Source organism: Mesorhizobium amorphae, assembly GCF_014843845.1.
Taxonomy (GTDB): domain Bacteria; phylum Pseudomonadota; class Alphaproteobacteria; order Rhizobiales; family Rhizobiaceae; genus Mesorhizobium; species Mesorhizobium amorphae_A.
In genome coordinates, this window is sequence record NZ_JHQS01000017.1 from 345913 (window position 1) to 363782 (window position 17870).

At 63.5% G+C, this 17870-nt stretch carries 17 protein-coding genes; 8 read left to right on the forward strand and 9 right to left on the reverse strand.

All coding sequences use genetic code 11. The annotated features are described in order from the left end of the window. The first annotated feature begins 1 nt into the window (after position 1). The 3 genes from DH08_RS11965 (at position 2) to DH08_RS11975 (ending at position 3905) form a co-directional block, all read left to right on the forward strand. Positions 2-1336: a dihydrolipoamide acetyltransferase family protein gene (locus DH08_RS11965; RefSeq protein ID WP_192179493.1), complete on the forward strand. Its 1335-nt coding sequence runs from the start codon at positions 2-4 to the stop codon at positions 1334-1336. A 241-nt stretch (positions 1337-1577) separates the two neighbouring features. Continuing rightward, on the forward strand, positions 1578-2975 hold the full coding sequence (lpdA, locus tag DH08_RS11970) for a dihydrolipoyl dehydrogenase (RefSeq protein WP_192179494.1): 1398 nt from the start codon (positions 1578-1580) through the stop codon (positions 2973-2975). A 63-nt stretch (positions 2976-3038) separates the two neighbouring features. Beyond that, positions 3039-3905, forward strand: a complete 867-nt coding sequence (locus DH08_RS11975; RefSeq protein ID WP_246800791.1) for a glycosyltransferase — start codon at positions 3039-3041, stop codon at positions 3903-3905. 214 nt (positions 3906-4119) lie between these two features. Here DH08_RS11975 and DH08_RS11980 read toward each other — a convergent pair whose 3' ends face one another. Further along, positions 4120-5223 (reverse strand): saccharopine dehydrogenase family protein, encoded by a 1104-nt coding sequence (locus DH08_RS11980; protein WP_192179496.1) that lies wholly within the window; start codon positions 5221-5223, stop codon positions 4120-4122. A 124-nt stretch (positions 5224-5347) separates the two neighbouring features. Between DH08_RS11980 and DH08_RS11985 the strand changes: the two genes are divergently transcribed. Beyond that, on the forward strand, positions 5348-5776 hold the full coding sequence (locus tag DH08_RS11985) for an Lrp/AsnC family transcriptional regulator (protein WP_192179497.1): 429 nt from the start codon (positions 5348-5350) through the stop codon (positions 5774-5776). A gap of 9 nt (positions 5777-5785) precedes the next feature. Here DH08_RS11985 and DH08_RS11990 read toward each other — a convergent pair whose 3' ends face one another. From DH08_RS11990 to DH08_RS12015, 6 genes are all read right to left on the reverse strand, one after another. Beyond that, positions 5786-6595, reverse strand: a complete 810-nt coding sequence (locus tag DH08_RS11990) for a class I SAM-dependent methyltransferase (RefSeq protein WP_192179498.1) — start codon at positions 6593-6595, stop codon at positions 5786-5788. Between the two features lie 141 nt (positions 6596-6736). After that, positions 6737-8782 (reverse strand): aldo/keto reductase, encoded by a 2046-nt coding sequence (locus tag DH08_RS11995; RefSeq protein ID WP_192179499.1) that lies wholly within the window; start codon positions 8780-8782, stop codon positions 6737-6739. A 59-nt stretch (positions 8783-8841) separates the two neighbouring features. After that, the gene (locus tag DH08_RS12000; RefSeq protein ID WP_192179500.1) at positions 8842-9927 is read right to left on the reverse strand and encodes an ABC transporter ATP-binding protein; all 1086 of its coding nucleotides are present in this window, start codon (positions 9925-9927) and stop codon (positions 8842-8844) included. Positions 9928-9938: 11 nt separating this feature from the next. After that, entirely contained in the window at positions 9939-10775 is an 837-nt protein-coding gene (locus tag DH08_RS12005) for a carbohydrate ABC transporter permease (protein ID WP_192179501.1), read from the reverse strand. Beyond that, on the reverse strand, positions 10772-11632 hold the full coding sequence (locus DH08_RS12010) for a carbohydrate ABC transporter permease (protein ID WP_006203515.1): 861 nt from the start codon (positions 11630-11632) through the stop codon (positions 10772-10774). The genes DH08_RS12005 and DH08_RS12010 overlap by 4 nt, the downstream gene beginning before the upstream one ends. A gap of 284 nt (positions 11633-11916) precedes the next feature. Continuing rightward, positions 11917-13185 (reverse strand): ABC transporter substrate-binding protein, encoded by a 1269-nt coding sequence (locus DH08_RS12015; protein WP_192179502.1) that lies wholly within the window; start codon positions 13183-13185, stop codon positions 11917-11919. A gap of 106 nt (positions 13186-13291) precedes the next feature. On the opposite strand from DH08_RS12015, the gene DH08_RS12020 reads away from it, so the two are divergent. The 4 genes from DH08_RS12020 to DH08_RS12035 all read left to right on the forward strand — a co-directional run bounded on the left by DH08_RS12020 (position 13292) and on the right by DH08_RS12035 (position 16271). After that, the gene (locus tag DH08_RS12020) at positions 13292-14176 is read left to right on the forward strand and encodes a helix-turn-helix domain-containing protein (protein WP_192179503.1); all 885 of its coding nucleotides are present in this window, start codon (positions 13292-13294) and stop codon (positions 14174-14176) included. Beyond that, entirely contained in the window at positions 14177-15091 is a 915-nt protein-coding gene (locus DH08_RS12025; protein WP_192179504.1) for a phytanoyl-CoA dioxygenase family protein, read from the forward strand. Between the two features lie 34 nt (positions 15092-15125). Continuing rightward, the gene (locus tag DH08_RS12030; RefSeq protein WP_192179505.1) at positions 15126-15635 is read left to right on the forward strand and encodes a hypothetical protein; all 510 of its coding nucleotides are present in this window, start codon (positions 15126-15128) and stop codon (positions 15633-15635) included. A gap of 363 nt (positions 15636-15998) precedes the next feature. Continuing rightward, positions 15999-16271: a hypothetical protein gene (locus tag DH08_RS12035; RefSeq protein WP_192179506.1), complete on the forward strand. Its 273-nt coding sequence runs from the start codon at positions 15999-16001 to the stop codon at positions 16269-16271. A gap of 53 nt (positions 16272-16324) precedes the next feature. Here DH08_RS12035 and DH08_RS12040 read toward each other — a convergent pair whose 3' ends face one another. Beyond that, the gene (locus tag DH08_RS12040) at positions 16325-16603 is read right to left on the reverse strand and encodes a hypothetical protein (protein WP_192179507.1); all 279 of its coding nucleotides are present in this window, start codon (positions 16601-16603) and stop codon (positions 16325-16327) included. A gap of 1067 nt (positions 16604-17670) precedes the next feature. Beyond that, the coding region (locus tag DH08_RS12045) for a DUF982 domain-containing protein (RefSeq protein ID WP_345892377.1) at positions 17671-17870 on the reverse strand (200 nt) is incomplete at its 5' end.

Consider the following 17870-nt stretch of genomic DNA (forward strand, 5'->3'; position numbering starts at 1 on the left):
GATGGGCGAACATATCATCAAGCTGCCCGATGTCGGCGAAGGTGTCGCCGAGGCCGAACTGGTCGAGTGGCATGTGAAGGTCGGCGACCTCGTGCGCGAGGACACGGTACTCGCCGCTGTCATGACCGACAAGGCGACGGTGGAAATACCCTCACCCGTCGATGGCGAGATCCTGTGGCTCGGCGCGGAGATCGGCGACACGGTGGCGATCGGCTCGCCGATCGTGCGGCTGAAAGTGGCCGGCGAGGGCAATGTGAAGCCGGAGAGCAGCCCGGCAGCAGAAACCATCAACGCCGAACCTCCGGCAAAGCTCGCAACACCGAAGCCCGAGGCTGCGCCGCCGAGCCCGAAGGCACCGCCGAAGGCTGACGAGGCGAAGGCAAAACCGGCGCCATCTCCGGCCAGTCCGAAAGCAACGGGACAGGTCTCGATCTCCGGCGCGCCGCGTCCAGAGGGCGAGAAACCGCTGGCGTCGCCCGCCATCCGGCTCAGGGCAAGAGAGGCCGGCATCGATCTGCGCCAGGTCGCCGGCAGTGGTCCGGCCAGCCGCATAAGCCATGAGGACATCGATGCCTTCCTGGCGCGCGGACCGCAGGTCGCGAAGACATCGGGTCTTGCCCGCAACGACAGCATCGAAGACGTCAAGGTCATCGGGCTTCGGCGCAAGATCGCCGAGAAGATGACGATCGCCAAGTCGCGCATCCCGCATATCACCTATGTCGAGGAGATCGACGTCACAGCGCTCGAGGACTTGCGTGCCGCGCTCAACAAGGAGAAGCGTGCTGCCAAGGGGGCAGAAAGACCGAAACTCACTCTGCTGCCGTTCCTGATGCGGGCGATGGTCAAGGCGATCGCCGACCAGCCCAATCTCAACGCGCTGTTCGACGACGAGGCCGGCATCATCCACCAGCATGGCGGCGTCCATATCGGCATTGCCGCGCAGACGCCGTCGGGGCTGGTGGTGCCAGTGGTCAAGCATGCCGAAGCGCGCGACATCTGGGACTGTGGCGCCGAGGTCAACCGACTGGCCGAGGCGGCGAAGTCGGGCACGGCGACGCGCGACGAGCTGTCCGGCTCGACCATCACCATCACCTCGCTCGGCGCCATGGGCGGCGTGGCGACGACGCCGGTCATCAACCATCCGGAAGTGGCGATCATCGGCGTCAACAAGATGATGGTGCGGCCGGTGTGGGACGGCACGCAGTTCATGCCGCGCAAGATGATGAACCTGTCCTCCAGCTTCGACCACCGCGTCATCGACGGCTGGGACGCCGCCGTGTTCGTCCAGCGCATCAAGACGCTGCTGGAGACGCCGGCGCTGATTTTCGTGGATTGAGGGGATCTACTGAGATGCCGGCGGGACAGCACCCCCCTCTGCCTTACCAGGCATCTCCCCCTCAAGGGGGGAGATTGGCAGCGTCAGCGCCTTGCCCATCCTCGCGACCTTCGAGATTGGCGAAAGCGCGGCAAAATCTATTCTCCCCCCTTGAGGGGGAGATGTCCGGCAGGACAGAGGGGGGCGCGGAGGATCGCTACTTAGCGCATTGTCCATCGCGACGGCCAACCAAGGTGCCAAGATGAAAGAAATCTCCTGCAAGCTGCTCGTCATCGGCGCCGGTCCGGGCGGCTATGTGTGCGCCATCCGCGCCGGTCAGCTCGGTGTCGATACGGTGATCGTCGAAGCCGGCAAGCCTGGCGGCACCTGCCTCAATGTCGGCTGCATCCCGTCCAAGGCGCTGATCCACGCTGCGGAAGAGTTCGAGAAGGTCGCGCATATGGCCGGCGGCAAGAGTCCGCTCGGCATTTCGGTTGCCGCGCCGACGCTCGATCTGACAAGGACGGTTGCCTGGAAAGACGGCATCGTTAGCCGGCTGAACAGCGGCGTCGCCGGCCTGCTCAAGAAGGCCAAGGTCAAGACCGTGCAGGGCTGGGCGACGTTCCGGGACGGCAAGACCGTCGAGGTCGAAACCGAGACGGGGACGCAGGTTATCCGCGCCGAGGTGGTTGTGATCGCCACCGGCTCGGCGCCGGTCGAATTGCCGTTCCTGCCGTTCGGCGGACCGGTGATCTCGTCCACGGAAGCGCTGGCGCTGGGCGAGGTGCCGAAGAAGCTGGCCGTGGTCGGCGGCGGCTACATCGGGCTGGAGCTCGGCATCGCCTTCGCCAAGATGGGTGCCGCGGTGACCGTGGTCGAAGCCTTGCCGCGCGTGCTGGCGCAGTATGATGCGGAGCTGACGCGGCCGGTGGTGAAGCGGCTGGCCGAGCTCGGCATCGAGGTGATGGCGGGCGCCAAGGCCAAGGGGCTGTCGACCAAGGGCGATGCGCTGCTGGTCGAGACATCAGACGGCAAGAATGCCAAACTTGCCGTTGACAAAATCCTGGTCACGGTCGGCCGCAAGCCGGTGACCGAAGGCTGGGACCTCGAGCAGATCGATCTCGATATGGCAGGCAAATTCATCCGCATCGACGACCAGTGCCGCAGCTCGATGCGCGGCATCTTCGCCATCGGCGACGTCACCGGCGAGCCGATGCTGGCGCACCGGGCGATGGCGCAGGGCGAAATGGTCGCCGAGATCGTCGCCGGCCACAAGCGCAGCTGGGACAAGCGGGCGATCCCGGCGGTCTGTTTCACCGATCCGGAGCTGCTGACGGCCGGCCTGTCGCCGGAAGAGGCGAAGGCCGTCAGTAGCGAAATCAAGATCGGCCTGTTTCCCTTCGCCGCCAATGGCCGCGCCATGACCAAGCTCGGCGAGGATGGATTCGTCCGCGTCGTGGCGCGTGCGGACAACCATCTGGTGCTCGGCATCCAGGCGGTCGGGCAGGGCGTGTCGGAACTGTCGGCGGTCTTCGGCCTGGCGCTCGAAATGGGCGCAAGGCTGGAAGACATTGCCGGCACCATCCACGCCCATCCGACGCAGGGCGAAGGATTCCAGGAAGCGGCGCTGAAGGCGCTCGGCCACGCTCTGCATATCTAGCTGCGTCGGCTATGTTGGGCTGATTGATTGCGTAACGGGACAGACTGGTGTCTTTCCGTGGCTATGGAACTGAAGAAATACATTGCGATTCGCTACAACGCCCCCACCGGTTTCAAACCGAGCCAGTGGAACGGAGAGGGTCGCGCCAATCTCGATCCCGTATGGCTTGTCGAGCGGCTGGCGTTGTTTGATGGATATTGCGCGCCGTCTCTCGAAGCCCAATCGATGAAGGACTTTACCGTCCTGATCGCCTTCGATGCCGAGACCCACGAGAACTACGTCAGGACCGTCTGCAATTGCGTGGCCGGCATCGACGTCAGGCCGGTTCTCGTCGAAGCACATGAGACATACAGTCTTCGCTTCAACGCGTTCGTCCAAGGCGACACGGATGCCGAGTTCGTGTCGCTGACGCGGCTCGACAGCGATGACGCGCTGGCGCCGAGCTTCATGGAGCGGATCGACCATTACGCGCGCCGGGAGATCGAAAAAGGCGCGGTCAGCGAACAGCCGCTGTATATCGCCTTTCCGGACGGTCAGAATTTCGACACGGCGACCGGCCGCTACACGCACCACGAATATGTCACGTCGGCGTTCGGCACCCTGGTCGAGAAGCGATCAGCCGAAATGAAAGGTGTCTATAGCGACCATCACGCCAAGATGGCGACGCGCTTCAACACCGTCGTGGCGGCATCGAAGGGCGCGCAATGGTGCATCGTCATTCACGACAACAATGCCGCCAATGTGCTCAGGGGCAAGCCGGCCGCGGAGCCGTCCTTCACCGTCGGCCGACCTGGGGTCGAGATCGAAAGGCGGGAGCCCGTGCGAAAGGAGAGGACGCCGCAACTGCCTCACACTTCGGCCAAGGCCTCGCGAACAGTGGGCAATTTTGTCCGGTTTCTGCTCGGGCGGCCGATGATCCTGCGCAAATAGGGAGGTGGACGTGCCGCGGGCGTCGACCACCTCCGGGAAGCGGCGTTGAAGGCGCCGGGCAGGCGCTGCATATTTAGAGCGGTGGCTCCCCCTTGTTGGACGCAAGGGAAGGAACGGAGGGAACCTATTCCTCCAGGCTCCTTTCCTCTCCCTCCGGAGGGGGGAGGAAGGGCGCGATTCCCCTAGGCTCCCATCCTTTCCCAGGGTGAAAAGCTCAGCTCGCCAGCCGGCTAACCATTTCGTGCTGCGCATAGGCGCGACCAAAACGGTTGGCGAGGAAAGCGTCGAGGGCGATGTCCTCCTGCTTGACGAAGCCTGTCGCCGGCAGGCTGCCATCGGCCAGCATGTCTAGTACGGCGCAGATGCCGGACGCCGTGGTGATCTGGATGGCGCTGCGCACCATTTGGCCGACGCGCTGGCTGTAGATCTTGTTGGCGTAGGTCTCCTGCAGCAGGCGGCCGTTCTTGAGCCCGCTGACGGTGACGAAGACGATGACCACGTCCTGCAGCGTCGAAGGCAACGCGCTCTCAAAAATGTCCTTCAACACGTCGCGGCGGTGGCGCAGGCCAAGATCGTTGAGCAGCGCCTTCATGATCGCGGCGTGGCCGGGATAGCGGATGGTGCGATAGTTCAGCGTGCGCACCTTGCCCTTCAGGGTCTCGGCCAAGGTGCCGAGCCCGCCCGAGGTGTTGAATGCCTCATAGGTGACGCCATCGAGCGAGAATTCCTCGCGCTCCTCCAGCGGCGGCACCTCGATCAGCTGGCCTTCGACGATCGCCTCGCAAGGCTCGCAATATTCATTGATGACGCCGTCGGTGCTCCAGGTCAGATTGTAGTTCAGCGCATTCGACGGATATTGCGGCAGCGCGCCGACGCGCATGCGCACGCTCTCCAGCGTGTCGAAACGGCTGGCGAGATCGTTGGCGACGATCGAGATGAAGCCCGGCGCCAGGCCGCATTGCGGGATGAAGGCGCTCTTGCCGGAGCGAGCCAGTTCCTTGACCCTCCGGGTGCTGACGACATCCTCGGTGAGGTCGAGATAGTGGACGCCGGCGCTGGCCGCCGCCTCGGCGATGCGGGTGGTCAGGTGGAAGGGGGCAGCGCTCAGCACCGCGAATGTGCCGGCCAGGGCCGCTTCGAGGGCGCCGGGCGTGGCGATGTCGAGCTCCAGCGTCGCAACCGTGGCCGGCAGTTCGGCCGCGGTTAGCTGCGCCGCCGCGCGGTCGACGAGAGTGACGTGGTAGTCGCCGGTCGCGGCGAGCATTTCGGCAATGGTCGAGCCGATCTTTCCGGCGCCGACGACAACAATTTTCTTCATGACCGGTTCCCTCGCCCGAATGTCAGTTCGAGGGGTAGAATCGCAGCTTGCCTGTCGAAAGGAAGCGTGGAATTGTTCGGAACGAAACTGCTTTTTGAACAATATGCCGGCGAGGTTCGTCGAAATGATCAGCGATGCCGAACTGGCCCTGCTTTCCCTGCTGCGTGCCAACGCGCGCGCCTCGACCGCCGAGCTGGCGCGCCAGCTCGGCGTATCGCGCACCACCGTGCAGAGCCGGATCGAGCGGCTGGAGCAGCGCGGCATCATCGCCGGCTATGGCGTGCGGCTGGCGCCGGACTACGAACAGGGGCTGGTGCGGGCGCATGTGCTGCTCACCGTCACCCCCAAGCTCGCCGACAAGGTCGTGCGCAGCCTGCAGGCTTTGCCGCCGGTCAGGACGCTGCATTCGGTGAGCGGCAATTTCGACATGATCGTCATCGTCGACGCCCCGTCGATCCGGGATCTGGATGCGCTGCTCGACCAGATCGGCGCGATGGATGGGGTGGAGCGGACATCGTCGTCGATCATCCTGTCGACGCGCATCGACCGCTGAGCGAGATCGCTATGGCTTGCCGGCCGAATAGACGATCGCCTGCAGCGGCATCCGTCCGGGATTGCTGCCGAATGCGCGGCGAAGCTCCTCGACGACAGTTTGCACCACCAGCTCAGGTTCGCCGCCCCGCGCCCGAACCTGATCGGCCAGCGGGTTGCCGTAGACAATGCCGTGGGCGAACTGGTCCATGTCCGGAATCTCCCTTTCCAGCCTGATCACGGAAACGTCGATATCGGCAAAGCCGGCCTCGATGACGGCTTCCTTGATCGGATCGATCTGATGGCAGGAGAACGGTACCTTGTAGAACTGCGGCGGATCGATGGGGAAAAGGCGCTGCACAACCCCGTCCGCGATATGGGCGAACGGATTGTAGCGATGCGAATCCCAGACGTTGAAAAGATAGCGACCGCCGGCCGCCAGGACACGATGGACCTCGCGGTAGGATTTGTCCTTGTCGGGATAAAACATCACGCCGAACTGACAGACGACGGCATCGAAGCTGGCGTCCGCGAAAGGCAGTTGCGTGGCATCGGCGGGCTGGAATTCGACCTGCTCGCCAGGCTTGAATTTTTGCCGCGCAAACTCGAGCATCGGCGGGTTGAGGTCGGTCGCAGTCAGGCGCGTGCCGGCCGGCAAGGCATCGCGCAGCCGGCGGGGGACGATGCCGGTTCCCGCCGCCGTCTCCAGCACCCGCGGCGGCACGAAAACGGCCGCCCGCCGGGCGATGTCGGCGGCATAGTCGGCGAAGATGATTGGCCCCAGGATCCGATCATAGTGCTCGGGGATGGAGCCGGTGAAACGCGCGGAATCGCTGCTCATGATATCCTCCCTTTAGGCGGCAGGATATCACGAAGCCCTCACCCGAGCAGTTCACGTTGTCTGTCCAGGCAAGCGGAACCGCTCCGGTATTCTTCTACGCAATCCGGACGGAAAACCGCTACACACGTTCCTGGAATTGCTTCAGCCCCCGCTTCGCGCCCGGCGCCGCTCGGCGCCGCTGTCCAGCCACTCGAGATCGTCCGGCGAAAGCGCAACATCGAGCGCCTGCAAACTATCCTCCAGCTCGTCAAGCGTGCGCGGGCCGATCAGCGGCACGGACGGGAAGGGCTGCGCCAGCACATAGGCGAGCGCGACATGGATCGGGCTCTTGCCCAATCGGTTCGCCAGCTCGATGGCGCGGTCGCGGCGGCCGAAATTCCGGTCCGAGTACCAGACGCGCACCAGTTCCTCATTGTCGCGCTTGTCACGCCCAGCACGGTCGGTGAAGAAGCCGCGACCCTGGCTCGACCAGGCGAAATTCGGCATCTGGCGGGCGGTCAGCCAGGCCTTCCACTGGTCTGTCGAGGAGGTGACGCAGCCGGCCCAGATCGGCTCCAGCATCTCGGCCAGCGAGAAATTGTTGGAGAGCGCGCCGGGCTTCTGCTTGCCGGTCTTTTCGGCATAGGCAATCGCCTCGTCCATGCGTTCCATCGTCCAGTTCGAGCCGCCGAACGGGCCGCGAATGCGGCCGGCCTTGACCTCCGCGTCCATGGCGTCGACGAACTCGCCGACCGGCACGTCGGGATTGTCGCGGTGCATGAAATAGATGTCGACATGATCGGTCTGCAGCCGGTCGAGCGTCTGGGCAAGCTGCTTGCCGATGACATCGGGATAGCAGAGCGGGGAATGCGCGCCCTTGCCGATGACGACCGACTGCTCGCGCACGCCGCGGTTCCTCAGCCACTGGCCGAGCAGCGCCTCGGTGTAGCCGCCGCCATAGACATAGCCGGTGTCGAACAGATTGCCGCCGGCCTCGAAGAAGCCATCGAGCAGGATCGAGCCCGAAGAAAACGTACGGAAATCCTCGAAGCCGAGCGCCAGGCACGAGGCCGGTCGCGGCAGACCGGGGATCTGGCGCTTCTGGATGCTGGTGCCATCGGTGCGTAGCGGCCGGCCCGAAATCGTGTTGATGCGTTTTGCCGGCTTTTCGATCTCGTATTCGAGGCCCACAGCCGCCCGCCATTTGTCGAGCACGCGCAGAGTGCCGAGGCTGTCGGCCCAGCCCATGCCCGGCCAGGCGAATTCCTGGTTGCCGGCAAGGATCGCGTCGCCGGCGCCATCGACCTCGAAGGAGTAGACATGGCGGGTTTCGTTGACGCTGATGGTTTCGCGGGTCCCGTCGGGCCGGATCAGGTCGATCCTGCCCGGCCCGACGTCGCGGTTGCCACCGGCGAACCAGAAATCCGGCACCTCGATATGGCCCTTGGTGCCGAAGATGCGCAGCACATTGTCCTGCGTCAGCGAGATGCTGCAGGAGATCTCGGCGACGATACCGTCGGGGAAATGCAGCAGTGCCGAGGCCCATTCATCGACGCCGGACTGGCCGAGATGCGCGGCACCCGTCACCTTGTCGGGTTCGGCGAAGGGTTTTCCGGATGCCGCGCCGGCAATCAGCCTTGCCATGGAGGCGGGATAGCCGCCGACATCCAGTATACCGCCGCCGGCGAGGTCGTTGGCGTAGAGCCGGTGCTCCGGCATGAAGCCCGGCATGGCGAAGCCGAAGCTCGACTTGATCATCCTGACATCGCCGATGGCACCCGACTTGATCAATTCCACCAGCTGCAGCGTCTGCGGATGCAACCGGTACATGAAGGCTTCGCCGAGGAACGTGCCGGCCTTGCGCGCCGCATGGATCATCGCGTCGGCCTCGAAGGCGGTCAGCGCCAGCGGCTTTTCGCACAGCACATGTTTGCCGGCTTCGGCGGCCTTGATCGCCCATTCGGCATGACCGGGGTGCGGTATCGAAATGTAGACGGCGTCGACCTCCGCGTCATTGAGCAGCGCATCATAGCCGTCGAGGATGCGGGCGCCGGGGAAGGTCTCGGCAAGGCCTGCTTTGCCGGGGTTACGGGCGCCGAGCGCGACAACCGTACCGGTGCGCGATTGCGCCACGCCGCCGGCAAAGGATTTTGCGATGCTGCCGGGCCCAAGAATGCCCCAACGAATTTTTCTGGCTTCGGAACTCATTTCAAATCTCCTTGGGGTCGCCTCGACGCGTCGGGTCAGGCAAAGAAAGGTTCTGGCGCCTAGCGAATGCGTGCGCCCTTGGTGTCGAAGAGCAGCGCCTTGCCGGCCTTGATCGACACCACCAAATGGTCGCCGCTAGCCCGCTGGCGCGATGCCTCGCGCTCGATGATCAGTTCCGTGTCCCCGGCATCGGCGTAGACGTAGCTCACCGATCCCAGGTGCTCGGCGACATCGGCCTTGACGGCGATGTCGCAATCGCCTTGCCCGGCATCGAAGAAATGCTCCGGCCTGACGCCAAGCACGACATCGGCGCCGACGGCGGGCGGTGTGGTCTGGAGCGATTTTTTGAGCCGCGCGCTGGCATGGTTGACGAGCTCGACGGTCGCCGAACCATTGCCCGCCTCGACCACCTTGGCGGCCAGGAAATTCATCTTCGGCGAGCCGATGAAGCCGGCGACGAAGCGGTTGGCCGGGTCGTCATAGAGATCAAGTGGCGCGCCGATCTGCTCGACATTGCCGGCCTTGAGCACGACGATCCGGTCGGCCAGCGTCATCGCCTCGGTCTGGTCGTGCGTCACATAGATCATGGTGACGCCGAGCTCCTTGTGCAGGCGCGATATCTCGACCCGCATCTGCACGCGCAGCTCGGCGTCGAGATTGCTGAGCGGTTCGTCGAACAGGAACACCTGCGGCTCGCGCACGATGGCGCGGCCGATGGCGACGCGCTGGCGCTGGCCGCCCGACAATTGCTTCGGCCGCCGCTGCATCAGTTCGTCGATGCACAGGATCTCGGCGGCCCTCTTCACCCGCCGCTCGGTGTCGGCCTTCGGGTTGCCGTTCATTCTCAGCCCGAAGCTCAGATTCTGCTCGACCGTCATGTGCGGATAGAGCGCGTAGGACTGGAACACCATGGCGATGCCGCGCTCGGCAGCCTCGACGTCGTTCATCACCTTGCCGCCGATGGCGATCTCGCCGCCGCTGATGTCCTCCAGCCCGGCGACCATCCGAAGCAGAGTGGACTTGCCGCAGCCGGAAGGGCCGACGAAGACGACGAACTCGCCGTCGGCGATGTCGATGTTGGCGCCATGAATGATCTCATAGACGCCGAAGCGTTTGACGACATTGCTGAGCGTGACGGCGGCCATCTCGTCCTATCCTATTTGATGGCGCCGGCGGCGATGCCGGCGATGAAATGACGCTGCAGCAGCACGAAGACGACGAGCATCGGCACGGTCAGCATGACGGCGCCGGCCATGATGCCGCCCCATGACACTTTGGTGAGGCCGATCAGCGTGCCGAGCGCCACCGGCGCGGTCATCGCGCCGGGCTGGCTGTTGATCAAAAGCGGCCAGAGATAGTTATTCCACGAGGCAAGGAAGAGGATGATGGCGAGCGCCGCCAGCATCGGCCGCGCCAAAGGCAACGCGACGAACAGGAAGATGCGCCATTCCTTGACGCCCTCGACTCTGGCCGCGTCGAACAGATCGGACGGCATCATCGAGAAGGCTTGGCGCATGAACAGCACGCCGAGCGAATTGAACAGCGGCGGCACGATCAGCGCCACCCAGGTGTTGGCGAGCTGGAAGTCGCGCGCCACCATGATGAATTGCGGGATCAGCACCACGGCATAAGGCAGCGTGATGGTGCCGAGGATGATGGCGACGACCACGCCCTTGCCGACGAAATTGTAGCGGGCGAGTGCCCAGCCGGCCATCGAGGTGAGCAGCACCGACAGGAAGGTGTAGGTCACCGCCACCGAGACGGAGATGCCGATGGCGCCGACGAAATTGGTGTCGCGCTGCAAATTGTTGAAATTGTCGATGAAATTGTCGTGCGGCAGAAGCTCGATGCCGGGGCTGAAGATGCCGTTGTCGGGCATGGTCGAAAACACCACCATCATCCACAGCGGAAACAGCCAGATCAGCGCCAGCGGCGTCAGGAAGAGATGCAGCGCGATGCTGCGGCCGAGCCTTGCCTGCGAACGCGAGCTCATTTCGGCTCCTTCGTCAGCCAGAGCTGCACCAGCGTGATGGCGATCGCCAGCCCCGCCATGGTGTAGGCGACGGCCGAGGCATAGCCGAAATTGAGCGAACGAAAACCCTGGCGGTAGAGCAACAGGCCGAGCGTCTCGGTGCCGCCGCCCGGGCCGCCGCGCTCGGTGATCAGGAAGGGTTCGGTGAACAGCTGCATGGTGCCGATGATCGACAGCACGGCGCAGAAGACGATGATCGGCTTCAAGAGCGGCAGGGTGATGTAGAAGAACTGCTTGACCTTGCTGACGCGGTCCAGCGTCGCCGCCTCATAGACGTCATCCGGGATCGATTGCAGGCCGGCGAGCAGGATGATGGCGTTGTAGCCGGCCCAGCGCCAGGTCACCGCGATCATGATCAGCGCCATAGCCGGCGTGACGTTGGAAAACCAGTCGATGCTGGGCAGGCCGACGCTGTTCAGCAGCTTGTTGATGATGCCGAAATTGAGGTTGAACATCAGCCGGAACACCGCCGAGTAGGCGACTTCGCCGACCACGACCGGGGCGAAGAAGGCAAAGCGGTAAAGGCCGCGCGCCTTGAGCAGTGGCGAATTCAGCAGCACCGCCATCACGATTGCCAGCGAGATCATCACCGGCACCTGGATGACGAGGATGAGCAGCGTGTTCTTCAGCGCATTGAAGAAGGCCGGGTCGCCGATGAGCCGGCCCCAGTTGAAGGTCGGCGCCCAGCGCCACGGCACGGTGCGCGTCGCCTGGAAGGAGATCAGGAACGAGCTGATGATCGGCCAGACCCAGAAGACCGAGAAGATCAGCAGATAGGGCGCCAGGAAACGATAGGCGGTGGCGTTCTGATGGCGCATCGTTTCCTCCTTTTTGCTTCTGTGTCACGCCCGATAGGTTACTGGTATTCAATCGTCGATGTTTGCGCCGCCCCTCACCTGCCTGCCGGCATCCTCTCCCCGTATAGTGACGGGGAGAGGGGCGCTGTCATCGATGGTTTCGCCAATCACCACCGTCGCAGGAAGGCGGCGTCGTTGCGGCCATCTCCCTTCTCCCCGTCACTATACGGGGAGAAGGTCCCGGCAGGGGGATGAGGGGCAGCGCCGACATTCCTTCAAGACGCATCACTCAGCTCGCCGTCTCGTCACTTGATCGGCAGGCCGGTCGCCGAGGCGATCTGGTTCGCGGCATCGTCGAGCGCCGCCTTGGCGTCGGGATAGCCGCCGGCCAGATATTTGGTCTGCACGGCGCGCATGATGATCTCGGCGTCGCTCTGGAACGGCGTGCCGCGGCTCGGCACGACCTTGGGCAGAGTGGCGAGGATGTCCTTCCACACCGCCTGGCCACCCCAGTAAGGCAGGCCTTGCGCGACGTAGGGGTCGTCGAGCGCCGAGATCAGCGACGGCACCAGGCCGAAATCCTTGAGCATGGTGATCTGGCCCTCATTGGTCGCCAGCGTGTATTTCAGGTAGGCGTAGGCGGCTTCCTTGTTCTTGCTGGCTGACGTGATGGCCAGCGAGGAGCCGCCGAGATTGGCGGCGCGCGGGCCGTCGGCGGTCAGGCTCGGCATCAGATAGACGCCCCATTTGCCGTTTTCACCGGCCGATTCGGTGCGGATGGTGCCCTCATACCAGCCGCCATAGACCTGGGTGGCGACGGTGCCGGCGGTGTTGTTGGTGATCTTGGTGCCCCAGTCGGCCGACGCCATGATGCCGGCGTCCTTCATTTCCTTGATCTTGGTCAGGGTATCGACGCATTTGGGCTGGTTGACCGTGATCGACTGCCCGTCGGCGGCGAAATAGGCGCAGCCCTGTTCGTTGGCGATCATGCGGAAGAATTCGGTGTCGCCGTTGAAATCGGCGTTGGTCATGGTCACGCCCGGATTGGCGGCCTGGATCTTCTTGCCGGCGGCGATGAAATCGTCCCAGGTCTTGATCGAGGCGGGATCGACGCCGGCCTTCTCGTAGAAGTCGCGGCGGTAGAAGGCGGCGACCGGGCCGGAATCCCACGGCATCGCATAGGCCTTGTCGCCCACTTCGAGCTCGGTGCGCTTGAAATCGGGGAATTTCTTTTGGTCCTCGGCGGTGTAGCCCAGCGTATGCAGGTCGACGAAGCAGTCGGGGAACTGGCTCCAGTAGTTCTCGGCCTCGCCATTCTCGACCGAGACGATATCCGGCAGGCCGACGCCGCCAGCGGCGCAGCCGGCGATCGACTTGTCATAGGTCGGCTGGTTGCCGAGGTCCTCGACGGTCACCTTGATATCGGGGAATTGCTTGTTGAAGCCGGCGACGGTGGCTTTCAGCGACGAAGCCGCGATGTTCCAGCTCCAGATCGTGATTTCGCCGGATTGCGCCATGGCCGGGCCGGAGCCCAGGGCAAGCGCGAGCGCGGCGCAGGTCAGTATGGTGCGCATTGAAATCCTCCCATTTCATTTGCTCTCTTTTGGTGAGCGTGGCTACATTAGGCAGCGCGGAAGGCTTGTCCCCGACAAAGGGAATAAGAAATTGGCGGAAAGTAAGATGCCGGAAAGGCCATTTTATCAGCCTGGCGCCAGCAGCGTGGAGGGCCTGCCGCTGCTGCTGCAGATGTTCCACACAGAACCCCTGGTGATGCTCAAACCGCACTGGCATGCCCAGGTCGAGGTGAATTTCATCGTCCGCGGCAGCGTGCACTACCGCATGAACGACCATGAGATTTCGCTGTCGGCCGGCGAGATGTGCCTGTTCTGGGGCGGCCTGCCGCACCAGATGGACGATCTCAGCGACGATGCCATCTATGCCGGCGCGCATCTGCCGTTGGTGCATTTCTTCCGGCTGCATCTGCCGACCGATGTCCGGCATCGATTGATGACCGGTGCTACCTTGGTGAGCGATGCCACCGACCGGTCGGATGACGACAATTTCGAGCGCTGGAACCGCTATGTCCGCTCGGGCGATCCGGCAAAGGCCGAGCATGCGGTGAACGAGCTGCTGCTCAGGCTGGAGCGGATGCGCTTCGAGCCTTACCGGCTGGTGCCGGAAAACCCGGTCGGGCAGGCCGCCGGCAGCCCCTTCGACCAGCAATCCTCGCGCAATGTCGGGCGCATGTGCGACTTCATCGCCGAAAACTTCCTCTACGAGATCGACTGCGTGAACATCGCCGGGGCGGCGGACATCCATCCGAAATACGCCATGAGCATCTTCAAGAAGTCGACCGGCATGACGCTCAACGAATATGTCAACCTGCTGCGGCTGAGCTACGCCCAGGCGCTGCTGATGCATGAAGACGCCAATGTGCTGCGCGTTGCCATGGACTCGGGCTTCGGTTCGCTGAGCGCCTTCAACAAGTCGTTCCGCAAGCTGGCCGGCATGTCGCCATCGGATTTTCGGCGCGAGCGTGCGAGCGCCGGCTATTCCGTCCTCTAGATGTTCGAATCTCGCGCCGTCGCGCCGGCCGATCTCGTCGCCAATGGCAAGACGCTGTCGAGCGCGCCCGATCGGCTCGGCCATCTCGTGCCGACCGATCCGGCTGTCGGCGTCGCGGCAATCCGCGCCCGCTACCAGGAAAACGGCTATGTCTGGCTGAAGGGTTTTCTGCGCTGGGCCGATGTCATCGATTTCCGCGGCTGGGTGTTCTCCCACCTGGCGGATACCGGGCTGATCGAGCCCGGCTCGGATCCTGCCTTGGGCATCGCGGCCGACGGCATGCTCGACAAGGGCCTCGCCGACCGTCGGCTGATGTCACTGGTGCGCTCGGCCACCTATGAAGGTTTTTGCGCCCAGCCGCGCCTTTCCGGCTTCATGGACCAGTTCCTCGGCGGTCTGTCCTATCTGCACAAGCGCAAGCTCATGCGGTTCACGCAGCCCGGAACGCCGGCCGCAACCCCGGCGCATTACGATCTGGTCTATCTGCGCGGCGGCACGAGCCGCTTGGTGACCGCCTGGATACCGATCGGCGATACGCCGCTCGAGATGGGCGGCCTTGCCTATCTGGAAGGCTCTCATGCGATCGGGACGGCGATGGAGGCCCGCTTCGAAAAGGACAATGCCGCTCTGGCGCCGCAGGAGCGGATCAGCGCCTTCAATCGCAACATGACCGAGGGCGGCTGGGTGTCCAAGGATCTTCCCGACATGGCCGAGCGCTTCGACACGCGATGGCTGGTCGCCGACTACGAGGCCGGCGACATGGTGCTGCACTCGCCGTTCATGATCCACGCTTCGACGACCAATCGAAGCGTGGACAGGCGCATCCGCCTTTCGACCGATATCCGCTACCAGAATGTCGACGACGAGATCGATGCCCGCTGGAACAATCACTGGAGCCTCGACGACATGCTTTGAGATCGGCACGCGGGGAAAGCGACCATCGGCCGGGATGGCGATCCTCGAGCGTGACAGATCCGAGATAGCCGACCAGCAGCAGGACGCAGCCGACGAGCGGCGGCAAGGCCAGCAGCTTTACCGCCGCGGTGATCGCGGCAATCAGGACCAGCGCCAGCAGCGCCAGACTGCCGTCGTCGACGAACATGCCGACGCGTTCCTTGAGCAAAAGACGGACGAGAGTTTCACCGGGCGTCGAGGCAGCCAGGCCGATTGGGCCAGTCGCCCCCTGGGCGGCCGGATGGTTCAACCCGCGCGGGCGCTGTCAATGCTGACGGGATCGATCTTCGTGAGGCGTTCTCTCGCCTCGACCACACGCCTTTGCTCGGACCTTATCCGGCTGCACAAGGCGATGTTGATTCCGACGCCGCAATCCTCGTCCAGCAACTCATTCGCGCGCTTCAGAGAGTTCTCGGCTCGTTTCACGCGCTGTCGCGCCTTAGCCAATTCCAAGTTCAAGAGATCAACCATTTTCCGCACTCGTCGCAGTCCCTTCGATTGTTAACCGGCGTCGATCCCATTTGTTCCGATTTCACCTGAGCATCCACCAAACGGTGGCGGCACATAGCAAAAACACGAGCGCGGCACACGCGATCAATATGCCTCTTCGCGTTTGCCACCTCGGCGGCTCAGCCGGCACAAGCCTGAACTGCCGGGCATGCTCCGTAGCGATTTTCAGCAAGGATGCAGCCGTCTCGCGCGGCGTCCAGCCTTGCGCTTCTGAGGCAGTCACCAGCGCTGCGAATGCCGCTTCCATAGCGACTTCACAGTTGGCCTCCCGATCTGGGCTACCCTTTGGCAATAAGGGGGGTTCGACGGCTTTGGACATGCACACAAAGCGGCTTGCGCATGAAAGGTTCCTGAGACCATGTTCAAAACGGGCGGCGCCGGTGCAGCGCACCCCGAGGGGCCCGTTGCACCGGCCATTACCAGCACCGGTCGAATAGGCTTCCTATTTTCTCCGTGGTTACCAGATCGCGAAATCAAAGTTCCGAACCGCCAACGGAGTGATAAGCTTCTAGACAAGCAGGAAACCAGCCAGAACGACCGTAACGAGAAGCGAGGCGGGCACTGCAAGAAGCCACCGAGCCTCCATAATGCTGTTCTGCCGATCGTCCATGCCTTCCTCCTCTATCGCTGAGTTAAAGGCTCCAGCGCACCTCCCACCGGCGCTGGAGCCTCCGCCGTACTCGCTCAACCGCCGTTAGCGGGAGCGGCCGGTGCAGGGGTTGCCGGGGCCGGTGCAGGTGTTTCCGGTGCGGGGGCCGGGGCTGCCGGCTCAGGTGCCGAAGATGTAGCTGGCGCCTCGACCTTCGGTGCCTCCACCTTGACGTTGATGTCCTTAGAGCCGCCACCACCGATATTGATAACGCCGGTGAAGAACAGCAGGACAACAATCGCGATAATCGCAAGAACGACTGCGACTGCCGTGCCTCCGCCCCCCGAGTTTACAACAGTTGGTCCGTCAGCCATGACGTCCTCTCCTTTAGGTTCACTGGATGCAAACGGCGCCTGAAGGACATTCGTTCCGCCTGTGGGCTACGGTCCTATGAGGGTCCGACTGAAGTCTCAGCTTCAGCGGCAAAGGCCTGAGGGTGGCAACCGATGCCTAGCCAAGACATTGGAATGGACTGCCGAGTACCCTTAATCGGCGGTTAACCCCGGTGCCCGCTGTTGTCCCCCGGCGGGCACCGATTTAACGAGGCCAATGTGTGAACCAAATCTCGTCGCGCAATCAAAACGTTGATGATGCCGTATGCCAACCTGCAAACGACAATCATACCCCTGGCGCCAGTGAGTGCTCCATCCTTGATCTCATCCCAAGTGAGGCTGATTTCGCTGACATCTCCAGGCGAGCGGAGCGCTTGGGCATCGCTGTGGTTATCGGAATGGCCATCTGCTGGTTGCTTGTTGCCCCGGTCGTCTATTTGGTCCTGATCCATGGCGTTCTTCGAGGCTGAGGATCGTCAGGACGTGACCAAATGACCCAGTGGCCTGTGCCACCGATACTTCCCGGAAATCCTGCGGCGAGGCGTGTCGCAAGCCTTCCTCCTCGCCGCCCAGATGCCTGCGGCCGTTGACGGGTTACCGCGCCAGTCGCAGGTGTTCTGTCTCAACCGGATTTGACTCGGGGTTCATCCGATTTATCGCCTCGGACCATGGCCATTTTGGCAAATTAGCAAAGATGCGCGAAGGGCCTATGGATATGCCAGCCGGCGAAAACTACCCCCTATCGCCGGTTAGGCCCGGCGGCCGACCCCACACCCAGCCACGACCGCTGGGCCGCTCCGGTGCCAGGCTCCGCGATGTCAGGACCACCGTCCGCAGAAACCGGACCATGGTCCCGCTTGCGGAGCGGGCTGCCGACAGCACATCCCTCTAGGAACCGGCTGGCCTCGCAATTCCGGTCGGTCAAGGCCCAGCGCGCTTGGCGCCGCCGGCCGTTGGGCCTGTCTTGTCGTTCGTCCGCACGGCCAACGTCGTAATCAACCATAGTGCCAGAAAGCGACCGGCGAAGGTGGCAGAGGCGGCACAGGTGTTCAGTTTTCCTCTTCAATGCGGGGAAGGAGGCGACCATTCTCTATGGCGGCAATCCTGAAGCACCTCCTGGCCTCCTGCGGCGTTGCGTTGCCGGTCAGGGCGGCGGTGCAAACGCGTGCCGCTCGGTTCCAATGCGGGCCACGCTCGGTCCATGTCAGGAGTTCCTTGGACGCAGCCTGGACGTTGCTGATCAGAAGTC

Excerpts from the sequence above, each read along its gene's own strand:
- DH08_RS12015 (WP_192179502.1), bottom strand. The coding sequence starts at position 13,185 with ATGCGCACCATACTGACCTGCGCCGCGCTCGCGCTTGCCCTGGGCTCC.
- DH08_RS12030 (WP_192179505.1), top strand. The coding sequence starts at position 15,126 with ATGGCGATCCTCGAGCGTGACAGATCCGAGATAGCCGACCAGCAGCAG.
- DH08_RS12005 (WP_192179501.1), bottom strand. The coding sequence starts at position 10,775 with ATGAGCTCGCGTTCGCAGGCAAGGCTCGGCCGCAGCATCGCGCTGCAT.
- DH08_RS12035 (WP_192179506.1), top strand. The coding sequence starts at position 15,999 with ATGTTCAAAACGGGCGGCGCCGGTGCAGCGCACCCCGAGGGGCCCGTT.
- DH08_RS12025 (WP_192179504.1), top strand. The coding sequence starts at position 14,177 with ATGTTCGAATCTCGCGCCGTCGCGCCGGCCGATCTCGTCGCCAATGGC.
- DH08_RS11985 (WP_192179497.1), top strand. The coding sequence starts at position 5,348 with ATGATCAGCGATGCCGAACTGGCCCTGCTTTCCCTGCTGCGTGCCAAC.
- DH08_RS11980 (WP_192179496.1), bottom strand. The coding sequence starts at position 5,223 with ATGAAGAAAATTGTTGTCGTCGGCGCCGGAAAGATCGGCTCGACCATT.
- DH08_RS12010 (WP_006203515.1), bottom strand. The coding sequence starts at position 11,632 with ATGCGCCATCAGAACGCCACCGCCTATCGTTTCCTGGCGCCCTATCTG.
- DH08_RS12020 (WP_192179503.1), top strand. The coding sequence starts at position 13,292 with ATGCCGGAAAGGCCATTTTATCAGCCTGGCGCCAGCAGCGTGGAGGGC.
- DH08_RS11965 (WP_192179493.1), top strand. The coding sequence starts at position 2 with ATGGGCGAACATATCATCAAGCTGCCCGATGTCGGCGAAGGTGTCGCC.
- DH08_RS11990 (WP_192179498.1), bottom strand. The coding sequence starts at position 6,595 with ATGAGCAGCGATTCCGCGCGTTTCACCGGCTCCATCCCCGAGCACTAT.
- DH08_RS12040 (WP_192179507.1), bottom strand. The coding sequence starts at position 16,603 with ATGGCTGACGGACCAACTGTTGTAAACTCGGGGGGCGGAGGCACGGCA.
- DH08_RS11995 (WP_192179499.1), bottom strand. The coding sequence starts at position 8,782 with ATGAGTTCCGAAGCCAGAAAAATTCGTTGGGGCATTCTTGGGCCCGGC.
- lpdA (WP_192179494.1), top strand. The coding sequence starts at position 1,578 with ATGAAAGAAATCTCCTGCAAGCTGCTCGTCATCGGCGCCGGTCCGGGC.
- DH08_RS12000 (WP_192179500.1), bottom strand. The coding sequence starts at position 9,927 with ATGGCCGCCGTCACGCTCAGCAATGTCGTCAAACGCTTCGGCGTCTAT.
- DH08_RS11975 (WP_246800791.1), top strand. The coding sequence starts at position 3,039 with ATGGAACTGAAGAAATACATTGCGATTCGCTACAACGCCCCCACCGGT.